At 71.5% G+C, this 12,193-nt stretch carries 13 protein-coding genes; 7 read left to right on the top strand and 6 right to left on the bottom strand.

Features of this window, described 5'->3' with window-relative positions:
- The first annotated feature begins 19 nt into the window (after positions 1 to 19).
- Both ACIBK0_RS43280 and ACIBK0_RS43275 read left to right on the top strand, forming a co-directional pair.
- Complete coding sequence (locus ACIBK0_RS43280) at positions 20 to 1,198, top strand: 4-hydroxybenzoate 3-monooxygenase (RefSeq protein WP_399093130.1); 1,179 nt, start codon at positions 20 to 22, stop codon at positions 1,196 to 1,198.
- 81 nt (positions 1,199 to 1,279) lie between these two features.
- Entirely contained in the window at positions 1,280 to 2,716 is a 1,437-nt protein-coding gene (locus ACIBK0_RS43275) for an aldehyde dehydrogenase family protein (RefSeq protein WP_399093127.1), read from the top strand.
- Between the two features lie 15 nt (positions 2,717 to 2,731).
- Here ACIBK0_RS43275 and trxA read toward each other — a convergent pair whose 3' ends face one another.
- Positions 2,732 to 3,112, bottom strand: a complete 381-nt coding sequence (trxA, locus tag ACIBK0_RS43270) for a thioredoxin (RefSeq protein ID WP_399093124.1) — start codon at positions 3,110 to 3,112, stop codon at positions 2,732 to 2,734.
- A 120-nt stretch (positions 3,113 to 3,232) separates the two neighbouring features.
- Here trxA and ACIBK0_RS43265 point away from each other — a divergent pair, with 120 nt between their 5' ends.
- The gene (locus ACIBK0_RS43265; RefSeq protein ID WP_399093121.1) at positions 3,233 to 4,666 is read left to right on the top strand and encodes a dihydrolipoyl dehydrogenase family protein; all 1,434 of its coding nucleotides are present in this window, start codon (positions 3,233 to 3,235) and stop codon (positions 4,664 to 4,666) included.
- Positions 4,667 to 4,708: 42 nt separating this feature from the next.
- Here ACIBK0_RS43265 and ACIBK0_RS43260 read toward each other — a convergent pair whose 3' ends face one another.
- Both ACIBK0_RS43260 and ACIBK0_RS43255 read right to left on the bottom strand, forming a co-directional pair.
- Complete coding sequence (locus ACIBK0_RS43260; RefSeq protein ID WP_399093118.1) at positions 4,709 to 6,295, bottom strand: ABC-F family ATP-binding cassette domain-containing protein; 1,587 nt, start codon at positions 6,293 to 6,295, stop codon at positions 4,709 to 4,711.
- A 173-nt stretch (positions 6,296 to 6,468) separates the two neighbouring features.
- Positions 6,469 to 7,152, bottom strand: coding sequence for a peptide deformylase (locus tag ACIBK0_RS43255; protein ID WP_399093115.1), 684 nt, complete (start codon positions 7,150 to 7,152; stop codon positions 6,469 to 6,471).
- 9 nt (positions 7,153 to 7,161) lie between these two features.
- Here ACIBK0_RS43255 and ACIBK0_RS43250 point away from each other — a divergent pair, with 9 nt between their 5' ends.
- Genes ACIBK0_RS43250 through ACIBK0_RS43240 form a run of 3 tightly spaced genes read left to right on the top strand, consistent with a single transcriptional unit; the run spans position 7,162 to position 9,217 of the window.
- The gene (locus ACIBK0_RS43250; protein ID WP_399093112.1) at positions 7,162 to 7,311 is read left to right on the top strand and encodes a hypothetical protein; all 150 of its coding nucleotides are present in this window, start codon (positions 7,162 to 7,164) and stop codon (positions 7,309 to 7,311) included.
- A gap of 45 nt (positions 7,312 to 7,356) precedes the next feature.
- Positions 7,357 to 8,763 carry a PepSY-associated TM helix domain-containing protein gene (locus ACIBK0_RS43245; protein WP_399093109.1) on the top strand — a complete coding sequence of 469 codons (1,407 nt, stop codon included), beginning with the start codon at positions 7,357 to 7,359 and terminating at the stop codon, positions 8,761 to 8,763.
- Positions 8,764 to 8,794: 31 nt separating this feature from the next.
- Complete coding sequence (locus ACIBK0_RS43240) at positions 8,795 to 9,217, top strand: BlaI/MecI/CopY family transcriptional regulator (RefSeq protein ID WP_399093107.1); 423 nt, start codon at positions 8,795 to 8,797, stop codon at positions 9,215 to 9,217.
- A 296-nt stretch (positions 9,218 to 9,513) separates the two neighbouring features.
- Here ACIBK0_RS43240 and ACIBK0_RS43235 read toward each other — a convergent pair whose 3' ends face one another.
- From ACIBK0_RS43235 to ACIBK0_RS43225, 3 genes are all read right to left on the bottom strand, one after another.
- On the bottom strand, positions 9,514 to 9,861 hold the full coding sequence (locus ACIBK0_RS43235; RefSeq protein ID WP_399093104.1) for a tetratricopeptide repeat protein: 348 nt from the start codon (positions 9,859 to 9,861) through the stop codon (positions 9,514 to 9,516).
- 67 nt (positions 9,862 to 9,928) lie between these two features.
- Positions 9,929 to 10,369, bottom strand: coding sequence for a MarR family winged helix-turn-helix transcriptional regulator (locus ACIBK0_RS43230; protein WP_399093101.1), 441 nt, complete (start codon positions 10,367 to 10,369; stop codon positions 9,929 to 9,931).
- Positions 10,366 to 10,881, bottom strand: coding sequence for a MarR family winged helix-turn-helix transcriptional regulator (locus ACIBK0_RS43225; protein ID WP_399093098.1), 516 nt, complete (start codon positions 10,879 to 10,881; stop codon positions 10,366 to 10,368). The genes ACIBK0_RS43230 and ACIBK0_RS43225 overlap by 4 nt, the downstream gene beginning before the upstream one ends.
- A gap of 177 nt (positions 10,882 to 11,058) precedes the next feature.
- Here ACIBK0_RS43225 and ACIBK0_RS43220 point away from each other — a divergent pair, with 177 nt between their 5' ends.
- The gene (locus ACIBK0_RS43220) at positions 11,059 to 12,024 is read left to right on the top strand and encodes a pirin family protein (RefSeq protein WP_399093095.1); all 966 of its coding nucleotides are present in this window, start codon (positions 11,059 to 11,061) and stop codon (positions 12,022 to 12,024) included.
- Positions 12,025 to 12,193 lie beyond the last annotated feature (169 nt).

The raw sequence follows: 12,193 nt of genomic DNA, 5'->3' as shown, positions 1-12,193 counted from the left end.
CAGAAGCGGGAGGCGCGTCATGCGGACCACGGTCGGCATCATCGGCGGCGGCCCGGCCGGGCTGCTGCTGGCCCGGCTGCTGCATCGGACGGGAATCGACTGCGTCGTCCTGGAGAGCAGGGCCCAGGCCTACGTCGAGCAGCGCCAGCGCGCCGGAATGCTGGAGCAGGGCACGGTGAACGCGCTGCGCGAGTGCGGCGCCGCCGAGCGTCTGGACGCCGAGGGCCTGATCCACCACGGCATCGAGCTGCGCTTCGAGCGCGAGCGCCACCGCATCGACTTCCCGGTGCTCACCGGCGGCCGCACCGTCACGATCTACGCCCAGACGGAGATCGTGAAGGACCTGATCGCTCTCCAACTCGCCGAGGGGCCGCCGCTGTTGTTCGGGGCCGAGGCGCTCGCCGTCGAGAAGCCGGAGAGCGAGTCACCCGTCGTGCGATTTGTGCACGAGGGCCGCGAACAGACGCTGAGCTGCGACTACGTGGTCGGCTGCGACGGCTCCCACGGCATCGCGCAGGGCGCCTTCCCGGTCGAGGCGAGCCGCACGTACGCGCACGACTACCCCTATTCATGGCTCGGAATCCTGGCCGATGTGCCGCCCTCCTGCGAGGAGTTGATCTACGCCCGTGGCCCGGGCGGCTTCGCCCTGCACAGCATGCGCTCACCGTCGGTCTCCCGGCTGTACCTGCAGGTCCCGAACGGCACCGACGTCGAGGACTGGCCCGACGAGCGCATCTGGGACGAACTCTGCGCTCGCTTCGCGATCGACGGCGACTGGCGGCTGGAGCGCGGCCCGATCACCTCCAAGTCCGTGACACCGATGCGCAGTTGTGTCCACGAGCCGATGTGCCACGGCAGGCTGTTCCTGGCCGGGGATGCCGCGCACATAGTGCCGCCGACGGGCGCCAAGGGCCTCAACCTCGCCGTGTCCGACGTACGGGTCCTGGCCCGCTGCTTCGCCGAGTTCCATCGCACGGGATCGACGCAACTTCTCGACCAGTACTCGGAGTTGTGCCTGGAGCGGGTGTGGCAGGCCACGCGTTTCTCGTACGACATGACTAGGATGTTGCATGCTCAACCAGATGGGGATGTCTTCGACCGCCGGATGCAGCTCGCACGGCTGCGCCGGATCACGGCATCCCGTCACGCGGCAGCCGAACTTGCCGCGAACTACACAGGACTTCCGCTCGCGTCATGAGCTCGACGAGTGTGTGAGCTCGCCGAAGCCCATGACCGTGCCGAGTCCCGCTGGTGATCAGTGATCGATCGGAGAGCCGTCATGCCGCTGCTCGACCCCAAGACCTGGCAGTCCCGCACCCTCTCGGGAGGCGAGTACGCCGTCACCGAGCCCGCCACCGGCGAGTCGCTCGGCGCCGTCACGCTCGCCGCCGCCGAGGACGTCGCGACGGCCGCGCGGGACGCCCGCGCCGCCCAGGCCGAGTGGGCCAGGGCCCCGCACTTCGTCCGCGCCGCCGTTCTGCGCAAGGCGGGGGACCTCTTCGCCACGCACGCCGACGAACTGCGTGACTGGATCGTGCGCGAGTCCGGCTCCATCCCGGGCAAGGCCGACTTCGAACTGCATGTCGCCGCCCAGGAGTGCTACGAGGCGGCCGCGCTCGCCTCACGTCCGGCAGGCCAGGTCCTGCCGTCCGAGGCGCCGCGCCTGTCGTACACACGGCGCGTCCCGGTGGGCGTCGTCGGCGTGATCGCCCCCTTCAACGCCCCGCTGATTCTCTCGATCCGCTCGGTGGCCCCGGCGCTTGCCCTCGGCAACGGCGTCGTGCTGAAGCCGGACCCGCGCACCGCGGTGTGCGGCGGCCTCGCGCTCGCCGCCGTCTTCGCCGAGGCGGGTCTTCCCGAGGGGCTGCTGCACATCCTGCCCGGCGGCCCCGAGGCCGGCCAGGCACTCGTCGCCGACCCGCTGGTGCCGGTGATCTCCTTCACCGGATCGACTGCCGCCGGACGGGCGGTCGGCGAGGCGGCGGGCCGTCATCTCAAGCGCGCACACCTGGAGTTGGGCGGAAACTCCGCCCTGATCGTCCTGGAGGACGCCGACCTCGACGCAGTGATCTCCACGGCGGCCTGGGGCTCCTTCTTCCACCAGGGGCAGATCTGCATGACGACGGGGCGCCACCTCGTGCACGCCTCCCTCTACGAGGAGTACGTCGAGCGGCTCGCCGCCAAGGCCGACTCCCTCGCCGTCGGAGACCCGTACCGCGAGCAGGTGCACCTCGGGCCGATCATCGACAGCGCCCAACTCACCAAGATCCAGGGGCTGGTGGAGTCCAGCACGGCACACGGGGCCAAGTTGGCCGCGGGCGGCACGCACGAGAAGCTCTTCTACCGCCCGACGGTCATCGCGGGCGTCGACGACACGACTCCCGCGTACACGGAGGAGGTCTTCGGGCCGGTCGCGCCGGTCCGTTCGTTCAGCGCCCTCGACGAGGCCGCGGCCCTCGCCGCGGCGGGACCCTACGGCCTCTCGCTGGGCATCGTGACCCGGGACACCGCCCGCGGCCTCGACCTCGCCGAGCGCATCCCCACCGGCATCGCGCACATCAACGACCAGACCGTCAACGACGAGGCCGTCGCGCCCTTCGGCGGGATCGCCTCCTCCGGCACCGGCGCCCGCTTCGGCGGTGAGGCCAACCTGGAGGCCTTCACCGACGTGCGCTGGACGACGGTGCGCGGGGATGTGGCGGCGTACCCGTTCTGATCCGCGGAGCGGGTCCTACTCGCCGGTCTGCTGAGCCTGCTGCTCCGCGATCGACTTGCGGACCTCGTCCATGTCCAGCTTCCGGGCCTGCCCGATGACGTCGTCCAGGGCGGCCTCGGGCAGCGCTCCGGGCTGGGCGAAGATCGCGACCTGGTCGCGGACGATCATCAGCGTGGGAATCGACTGGATGTCGAAGGCGGCGGCCAGCTCCGGCTGTGCCTCGGTGTCGACCTTGGCGAACACCAGGTCGGGGTTGGCCGTCGCCGCCTTCTCATAGACGGGGGCGAACTGACGGCACGGCCCGCACCAGGACGCCCAGAAGTCGATCAGGACGAACTCGTTGTCCGTGACCGTCTGGTCGAAGTTCTCCTTGGTGAGCTCCACGGTGCTGCTCATGTGTGTTTCCCTCTTCCTCGGGTCCGGGTCATGCCGGTCTGCACAACGCCGCCTACCGGGGGCGTATTCCGCGCACGTACCCGTGTGGCCACGGCGCACACCAGCAACCAGACTGGCCCCATGACGGAAACGGAATCCATCGCCTACGACGTCGTGGTGCTCGGTGCCGGGCCCGTGGGGGAGAACGTGGCCGACCGCGCCCGCGCGGCCGGCCTCTCCACCGCGGTCGTGGAGAGCGAGCTGGTCGGCGGCGAGTGCTCGTACTGGGCCTGTATGCCCAGCAAGGCCCTGCTGCGCCCGGTCATCGCCCGTGCCGACGCCCGCCGCGTGCCCGGCCTGAGCCAGGCCGTGCAGGGCCCTCTCGACGTCCCCGCGGTGCTCGCCCACCGCGACTACTACACCTCCCACTGGAAGGACGACGGCCAGGTCGGCTGGCTGGACGGCATCGGAGCCGTCCTGTACCGCGGACACGGGCGGCTCGCCGGGCCTCGCACGGTGACCGTCGAAGGACCGGACGGCGAGCGGCACCGGCTGACCGCCCGGCATGCCGTCGTCGTGTGCACCGGCACCCGCGCCCAGCTCCCCGGCCTGCCGGGGCTCGCTCAGGTCAAGCCCTGGACCAGCCGCGAGGCCACCAGCGCGCCCGCCGCGCCCGGGCGGCTGATCGTGGTGGGCGGTGGTGTGGTCGCCACCGAGATGGCCACGGCCTGGCAGGCCTTCGGCTCCCAGGTCACTGTCCTCGTCCGCGGCAAGGGCCTGCTGCCCCGCATGGAACCCTTCGCCGGGGAACTGGTCGCCGAGGGCCTGAAGGAGGCGGGCGCGGATGTCCGCACCGGCACCTCGGTGACGGCCGTGACCCGCGAGGGCTCGACCGTGGTGGTCCTGACGAACACAGGCGACCGAATCGAGGCCGACGAGATCCTCTTCGCCACCGGCCGCGTGCCGCACACCGACGACATCGGCCTCGACACGATCGGCCTCGAGCCGGGTTCGTGGCTCGACGTCGACGACAGCCTCCGGGTCATCGGCAGCGAGTGGCTGTACGCGGTCGGCGACGTCAACCACCGCGCGCTCCTCACCCACCAGGGCAAGTACCAGGCCAGGATCGCGGGCGCCGCCATCGCCGCCCGCGCCGCGGGAGTACCCCTCCTGGAGACCGATCCCTGGGGCGCGCACGCCGCGACCGCCGACCACGCGGCCGTCCCGCAGGTCGTCTTCACCGACCCGGAGGCCGCGGCCGTGGGCCTCTCGCTCGCCGAGGCGCAGCAGGCCGGCCACCGTGTCCGGGCCGTGGACGTGGACATGTCCTCGGTGGCGGGCGCGGGCCTGTACGCGCACGGCTACCGCGGCAAGGCCCGCATGGTCGTCGACATCGACCGCGAGATCATTCTCGGCCTCACCCTCGTCGGCCCCGGCGTGGGCGAGCTGATCCACTCGGCGTCCATCGCGGTCGCGGGCGAGGTGCCGATCAGCCGCCTGTGGCACGCGGTCCCGTCCTATCCGACGGTGAGCGAGGTGTGGCTGCGGCTGCTGGAGGCGTACCGGGACGCATAGCCGACCCGCCGGGTGCCGCCGGTCCCGGCGGCACCCTCGGCGTCACGCCGGCGACACCAGCTCCAGATACTCCTCGCTCCACAGATCCTCGTCGGCATCCGGGAGGAGCAGCACCCGGTCCGGACGCAGGGCCTCGATGGCGCCCTCGTCGTGGGTGACCATGACGATCGCGCCCGGGTAGGTGCCCACCGCGGCCAGCACCTCGGCCCGGGAGACCGGGTCGAGGTTGTTGGTGGGCTCGTCCAGGAGCAGCACGTTCGCGCCCGAGTGCACCAGACCCGCGAGGGCGAGGCGGGTCTTCTCGCCGCCGGACAGGACGCCTACGCGCTTGTCGGCGTCGTCGCCGGTGAACAGGAACGAGCCGAGCACCCGCCGCACCTCGCCGAGGGTGAGATGCGGCGCCGCGGCGGCCAGCTGGCCGCGGACCGTGTCGGCGGGGTCCAGCGTGTCGTGCTCCTGAGCGAAGTAGCCGAGGCGCAGCCCATGACCGTGCACCACACGCCCGCTGTCCGGGGTGTCGTGGCCGGCCAGGAGCCGCAGCAGCGTGGTCTTGCCCGAGCCGTTCAGGCCGAGGATCACCAGCCGGCTGCCCCGGTCGACGGCCAGGTCGACTCCGCTCAGGACGCGGAGATCCCCGTACGACTTGGTCAGGCTCACCGCGCCGAGAGGCATGCGTCCGCAGGGGGCGGGCTCGGGCAGCCGGATTCTGGCCACCTTCTCCGTCTGCCGGACCGGTTCGAGCTCGGCGAGCATGCGCTCGGCGCGGCGCACCATGTTCTTGGCCGCCACGGCCGTCGACACATGGGCGCGCATCTTGTCCGCCCGGGCGTGCAGCGCCGCCGCCTTGCGCTCGGCATGGGCCCGCTCCCGGGAGCGGCGGCGCTCGTCGGCATCCCGCTGAGCGAGGTAGGCCTGCCAGCCCGTGTTGTGGACGTCGAGCGTGGCCCGCCGCGGGTCGAGGTGGAAGACACGGTTGACGACGTCGGCCAGCAGCGAGGTGTCATGACTGATGAGCACGAGTCCCGCCTGATGGTTCGTCAAGAAGCCGCGCAGCCAGGCGACCGAGTCGGCGTCCAGGTGGTTCGTCGGCTCGTCCAGCAGCAGGGTGCCGTGGTCCGCGAACAGGATGCGGGCCAGCTCGACACGGCGGCGCTGACCACCGGACAGGGCGCCGACCGGCTGGTGCATGACCCGCGTCGGCAGCCCGAGGCCCGCGGCGACCCGGGATGCCTCCGCCTCGGCCGCGTACCCGCCACGCGACTGGAACTCGGCCTCCGCACGCACATAGGCGTTCATCGCCCGTTCGGATCCGTCGGCCATCGAGGCCTCGGCGGCACGCAGCGCGCGTACGGCCTCGTCCAGGCCCCGCGCCGACAGGATCCGGTCGGTGACCGTGACCGTCGGGTCGGCCGCGCGGGGGTCCTGGGGCAGATAACCGAGCGCCCCCGTACGGGAGACGGAACCGGCGGCGGGGCGCGTCTGCCCCGCCAGAGTGTTCAGGAGAGTGGTCTTGCCGGCGCCGTTGCGGCCGACCAGGCCGATGCGGTCGCCGGGGGAGACGTGGAAGGAGATGTCGGACAGCAGCAGACGGGCGCCCACGCGCACGTCGACACCGCGAACGGTGATCATGGGAATACGCTCCGGGGAATCAATCAGCAAAAGGACACACGGGTGGCGTGGAAGCGGGTCCTTGAGCTAAGAGATGCGGGGCGTAGACATGGGGGCCAGGCTAGCGAGGGGCTCGCTCGGGCGCGACGGATTTTTCCGCCCGTGCGCGCTCTCGGCCTCCGTCGGGCTTCACTTCATGCCGGCTTTCGGCGTCCGCCGGTTCCTTCGGGCAGCTCGAACCCCAGTGCCTCGGCAGCCCGCTGAGGCGTCGGCTGGTTCCAGTGCTCGGCCATCGCCTGGTTCGAGGACAGTGAGCGCAACTCCGCGCGGTCGAGGTAGAGCACGCCGTCCAGGTGGTCCGTCTCGTGCTGGACGATGCGCGCGGGCCAGCCGGTGAACACCTCGTCGACCGCGAGGCCGTGCTCGTCCAGCGCCCTCAGCCGCACCTCGGAGTGCCGGGCCACCACCGCCTGCCAACCCGGAACGCTCAGGCAGCCCTCGAAGAACGCGGACCGACCCGCGCCGACACCCTCGTACGACGGATTGACCAGCACCCGGAACGGCTGCGGCACCCGCCCGCGTGTCAGCCGCACCTCCTCGGAGACCGGAGCCGGGTCCTCGATGACGGCGAGCCGCAGCGGTACGCCGACCTGCGGCGCCGCGAGGCCGACGCCCGGTGCCGCGTGCATCGTCGCGCGCAGGGCGGCCACGAAGCGGGTCAGCAGCCCCGGGCCCAGCTGGCCGTCGAAGGGCTCGGCCGGTCGGCGCAGCACCGGGTCACCGGCGGCGACGATCGGCAACGGGCCTTCGTGGGCGAGGAGTTCCTCGACCCGGTCGCTCAGGGGGCGTGAGGGGCTGGGGTCACGTTCGGATGCCATCGCGCCAGGATGCCAACACGGACCGCGCTGAGCGAGGCGGAGCCAGGCGAGTCCCGCATCTTCCCGCATGTGACGCGCACCACGTATCTGCCCGGGAACTGGGCGCCGCTGTGCCCCGACTACTGGACCGCCACCGGCGAAAGGAGCCCAACTCCTTGACCCACGGCCCGTTTCCGTCCCCTGCCCGACCGGAGAACCCGCCGCATGTCCACCGCTCCCTCGACCGCGACGGACGAGTCCCCGCAGTCCGTCACCCCCGCACCGTCCCGAAGAGCCTGGTCCCCGCTGCGCCCCCTGGTCCTGCGCCTGCACTTCTACGCCGGACTGCTCGTCGCCCCGTTCCTGCTGGTCGCCGCCGCGACCGGCTTCCTGTACGCCGCCTCGTTCCAGGCCGAGAAGATCGTGTACTCCCATGAGCTGACCGTCCCCGTCGGCGACCACGAACTGACGCTGTCCCAGCAGGTGGCCGCCGCCCGCAAGGCCCACCCCGAGGGCGCGGTCTCGGCGGTACGCCCTGCACCGGAGGCCGACGCGACCACCCGCGTGCTGCTCTCCGGCGTCCCCGGCGTCGGCGCCGACCACACCCTCGCGGTCTTCGTCGACCCGTACACCGGGAAGGTACGCGGAGCCCTCGAACAGTACGGCTCCACCGGCGCGCTGCCGCTGCGCACCTGGATCGACGGGCTCCACGCCAATCTGCAGGTGGGCGAGAACGGCCGGCTCTACAGCGAACTCGCCGCGAGCTGGCTGTGGGTGATCGCGGGCGGCGGACTCGTGCTGTGGTTCGGCCGCCGACGCTCCCAGCGCAAGGTACGCGGCACCAGCGGACGCCGCCGCACCCTGGGACTGCACGGCACGGTCGGCGTCTGGGCGGCCGCGGGGTTCGTCTGCCTCTCGGCTACCGGTCTGACGTGGTCGACGTATGCCGGCGCGAACATCGACACCCTCAGGACCTCGCTCGGCCAGGCGACCCCCTCGGTGTCGGCGGCGACGGGCGGTGAGCACGCGGGCCACACCGGCGCGGGAACCGGTGAGGCCACGGCACGGGACATCGCCCTCGACATCGACAAGATCCTCGCGGCCGCCCGCGCCAAGGGCATCGGTGACCCCGTCGAGATCGTCCCGCCCGCCGACGCCGACTCCGCATACGTCGTCAAGCAGATCCAGCGCAGCTGGCCCGAGAAGCAGGACTCGGTGGCCGTGGACCCGGCGACCGGCAAGGTCACCGACGAACTCCGCTTCGCCGACTACCCGCTGCTCGCCAAGCTGACCCGCTGGGGCATCGACGCCCACACCGGCACCCTCTTCGGCCTGATCAACCAGATCGCCCTGATGGCCCTCGCGCTCTCGCTGATCCTGCTCATCGTGTGGGGCTATCGCATGTGGTGGCAGCGGGGCCGCGCCTCCGCGTTCGGGCGACCCATCCCGCGCGGCGCCTGGCAGCAGGTCCCGCCGCAGATCCTCGTCCCGGCGATGGCGGCCGTCGCGGTCCTCGGCTACTTCGTCCCGCTTCTCGGCATCCCGCTGGCGGTGTTCATCGCCGCGGACGTGCTCCTCGGCGAGATCGCGTACCGGAAGGGGAAGCGCACCCACGGCGGCCAGGTGGCGTGATCAGACACGCGCACGCCGGAGAGAGACGGACATGGCGCACCGCAACCGCGAGGAGCCGCACCGGCGCTCCCGACGCCGCGGGCAGGGCGAGTTGGAGGTCCAGGTACTCGGGGCGCCGCGCGAGGCGGACGCCCCGGTGACCGCCGTCTGGGTGCAGGAGCGCCTGGGCGGCGACCTTGCGTACACCACCGTCGTGACCATCCTGACCCGGCTGCTCGCGAAGGACGCGGTGGCCCGCGAACGGCAGGGACGTTCCTTCACCTGGACGCCCACCGCCGACGTCGCGGGCCGGGCCGCGCTCAAGATGCGGCGGCTGCTCGACGGTGAACGCGACCGCGAGGCCGTCCTCGCCGGCTTCGTCACCGCGCGGCCGCCGGGCGACGAAGAGGTGTCGCGCGCTGCTCGAAGCGGCGCAGACGACGGAGGAAACGGAGGCGGGCGAAGCGACCGGTGAGGGTCCCGTGCCGGGTGGGGCCGACGGGACGGCAGGCGGTACGGAAGACCGACGTCTCGTGGGAGTCCCCGTCTTCCTGCCACTGGTCCTGCCGCTCAGCGCCTGGCCCATCGCGCGCCTCGCCGAACTGCATCTGGACCCGCGGACGGCCCCCGGCTGCTGGCCGCCGTCGCCTCGAGGCACACGCGAAGGGCCGGTCACCGAAGTGACCGGCCCACCCCCGAAGGGGCCCTCAAAGGTGGAATCACACCTGCGCGGAGGACGGTGGGATCACACCTGCGCCGAGAAGGGTCGGATCACACCTGCGCGAAGTCGCCCGCAAGCGCCGAGGCGATGCGGATGTGCGACTCCGCCTCGTCGTGCCGCCCCTGGCGCTGCAGCGTGCGCCCCAGCATCAGCCGGGCGTAGTGCTCGACCGGGTCGAGCTCCACGAGCACGCGCAGCTCCGCCTCGGCGCGGCGCAGTTGAGCCGAGTGGTAGTAGGAGCGCGCCAGCAGCAGCCGGGGTCCGACCTGCTCCGGTACCTCCTCGACCAGCCCGCCCAGAGTCCGCGCCGCGGCGGCGTAGTCCTTGGCGTCGAAGAACATCCGCGCCCGCTCCCAGCGCTCCGCGGCCGTTCCGTGGTCGTAGTACGTCGTTTCCACTGCTGACCTCCTTCGACGGGCCACAACCGGATGTGTTGGTTGAATATTCCACGACCTCGGGTCGCGGCTATGCCCCGGTGAGCTCCGCGTTGGCCCGCTCCGTGATGAGGGTCAGCACACGACCCGCGGTCGCCAGATCCTCGGCGGGAATGTCCGCGTACAGCCGTGCCGCGATCTCGTTGCCGCCGGCGCGGATCGCCTCGAACAGCTCGCGGCCGCTGTCCGTGAGCGACACCTGCCCGGGCGTCGGCTCCGTCAACTGCTTCAGGGCCGTCATCTCGTCGACGGTCTCCCGGGCCGCCGCCTCCTCGATCTTCAACGCACCGGTCAGCCGCCCGACGAGCCGGTCGCGCTCGACCGTCCCGCCGTTGTCCGAGACGGCCCTGAGGGCCACCGACTGGTTGAAGGTGGTCCCGGTGCGGGCCAGCACGGCCTCCAGGGCGGCGCGGCTCGCATAGTGGGCCAGGCCTATGACCTGGCCGTTGACGAGGGGAGTGGTGGTGGTCATGACTGCTCCTTCTCGGAGTGCTCGCTCGTGGAATGCGTCTTCTCTGACGGTGGATCGAGTGGTACGTCGAGCAAGGTGGCCAGTTCGTGGCTGAACGCCTTGGTGCGCTCGCCGTCGAGCCCGCCGAGGGGCTCGAGAAGCTGGTCCAGGAGGCCCTGGACCACCCGGATCGCACGGCGGGCGATCTCGCGCCCCTCCGCCGTGAGGGCCAACTGGACCGCCCGGGGATCCGCGGGATCCCGGGTGCGATCGACAAGGCCGGCCGTCTCCAGGGCGCGGGCCAGTTTCGAGACGTAGAGCGCTTCGAGTCCGGTGTGGTCGGCCAACTGGCGCTGACTGGGGCGCCGCCCGTCCCTGTGCATGCCGTACAGCGACGCCACCAGCGAGTACTGCGCGTGTGTCAGGCCCAGCGGGACGAGGGCCCGGTCGACGGCCACGCGCCATTTCATCGACAGGCGCCAGACGAGGAAGCCGGGCGTCGCGTTCTCGGATACCGAGGTCACCGAACTCATGCGAGAAACAGTACATGGCTACTATATCCATGGCTACTATTTCGGAGGCTGGTCCGCCCAGCGGCGTACACACCTGGGACCGAGGTCGTAGGACCGCGTCCGTTCTGAGTCAAGCGCCCCTCAATGGGCGGGTCGATGGCCTGACGGATGGTCCCCGACAGGGTTAGGTTTGGCGCCATGAGCAATCTTGATCGCGAGGCGGTTCCCTCCCTCTGCGGTGGCCGCGGGTTTGTGGTGGCCGAGCCGGTGCGCGAACTCCTCAGCCCCCGCCGGGTGAAGCTCGGCGAGTCCACTGAAGTCCGCCGTCTGCTGCCCAACCTGGGCCGTCGCATGGTCGGCGCGTGGTGCTTCGTCGATCACTACGGGCCTGACGACATCGCCGACGAGCCCGGCATGCAGGTCCCGCCGCACCCGCACATGGGCCTGCAGACCGTCAGCTGGCTGCACGAGGGCGAGGTGCTGCACCGCGACTCCACGGGCAGCCTCCAGACGATCCGCCCGCTCGAGCTGGGCCTGATGACCTCGGGCCGGGCCATCAGCCACTCCGAGGAGAGTCCCAAGTCGCACGCCCGCATCCTGCACGGCGCGCAGCTCTGGGTCGCCCTCCCGGACCCCCACCGCCACACCGACCCGCACTTCGAGCACCACGCCGAACTGCCCGTCGTCACGGCTCCCGGCCTCAAGGCCACGCTCATCCTGGGCACCGTCGACGGCACCACCTCGCCCGGCACGACGTACACCCCGATCGTCGGCGCCGACCTGGCCCTGGCGAGCGGCACCGACGTACGACTGCCGCTGGAGCCCGACTTCGAGTACGCCGTCCTGTCCATGTCCGGCGAGGCCCACGTCGACGGCGTACCGGTACTCCCGGGCTCGATGCTCTACCTCGGCTGCGGCCGCACCGAACTCCCCCTGCGCGCCGAGTCGGACGCGGCCCTCATGCTCCTGGGTGGCGAGCCCTTCGAGGAGGAGCTGATCATGTGGTGGAACTTCATCGGCCGCACCCAGGAGGACATCGAGCAGGCACGCCAGGACTGGATGACGGGCTCGCGCTTCGGAGAAGTGAAGGGGTACGACGGTGACCCACTGTCTGCTCCCGGACTCCCGCCGGTGCCACTGAAGGCGCGCGGAAGGGTGCGTTGACCTGGGAAGAGCCGGGCTCCGGTCCGAGGAGTCCGGGAACTCTCCGCCTGTCCTTCAGCGACGATCTCCGGTGGCGCGGGCCCTCGGATGCGGCCGCACGGACACCTCCGAGGCTGTCCGCGTTTCCAGGGTGTGGGCAGCTTTGGCCGGACGGATGCTGACACCCGAT

Origin of the sequence: Streptomyces sp. NPDC050564 (assembly GCF_044457265.1) — a bacterium.
Lineage (GTDB): Bacteria > Actinomycetota > Actinomycetes > Streptomycetales > Streptomycetaceae > Streptomyces.
This window is presented reverse-complemented; position numbering and strand designations above follow the sequence as displayed.

What these genes read in the sequence shown, in the direction of transcription:
- ACIBK0_RS43275 (WP_399093127.1), top strand. Translation starts at nt 1,280, where the DNA reads ATGCCGCTGCTCGACCCCAAGACCTGGCAGTCCCGCACCCTCTCGGGA.
- ACIBK0_RS43225 (WP_399093098.1), bottom strand. Translation starts at nt 10,881, where the DNA reads ATGAGTTCGGTGACCTCGGTATCCGAGAACGCGACGCCCGGCTTCCTC.
- ACIBK0_RS43250 (WP_399093112.1), top strand. Translation starts at nt 7,162, where the DNA reads ATGCCAACACGGACCGCGCTGAGCGAGGCGGAGCCAGGCGAGTCCCGC.
- ACIBK0_RS43220 (WP_399093095.1), top strand. Translation starts at nt 11,059, where the DNA reads ATGAGCAATCTTGATCGCGAGGCGGTTCCCTCCCTCTGCGGTGGCCGC.
- ACIBK0_RS43230 (WP_399093101.1), bottom strand. Translation starts at nt 10,369, where the DNA reads ATGACCACCACCACTCCCCTCGTCAACGGCCAGGTCATAGGCCTGGCC.
- trxA (WP_399093124.1), bottom strand. Translation starts at nt 3,112, where the DNA reads ATGAGCAGCACCGTGGAGCTCACCAAGGAGAACTTCGACCAGACGGTC.
- ACIBK0_RS43245 (WP_399093109.1), top strand. Translation starts at nt 7,357, where the DNA reads ATGTCCACCGCTCCCTCGACCGCGACGGACGAGTCCCCGCAGTCCGTC.
- ACIBK0_RS43260 (WP_399093118.1), bottom strand. Translation starts at nt 6,295, where the DNA reads ATGATCACCGTTCGCGGTGTCGACGTGCGCGTGGGCGCCCGTCTGCTG.
- ACIBK0_RS43240 (WP_399093107.1), top strand. Translation starts at nt 8,795, where the DNA reads ATGGCGCACCGCAACCGCGAGGAGCCGCACCGGCGCTCCCGACGCCGC.
- ACIBK0_RS43265 (WP_399093121.1), top strand. Translation starts at nt 3,233, where the DNA reads ATGACGGAAACGGAATCCATCGCCTACGACGTCGTGGTGCTCGGTGCC.
- ACIBK0_RS43280 (WP_399093130.1), top strand. Translation starts at nt 20, where the DNA reads ATGCGGACCACGGTCGGCATCATCGGCGGCGGCCCGGCCGGGCTGCTG.
- ACIBK0_RS43255 (WP_399093115.1), bottom strand. Translation starts at nt 7,152, where the DNA reads ATGGCATCCGAACGTGACCCCAGCCCCTCACGCCCCCTGAGCGACCGG.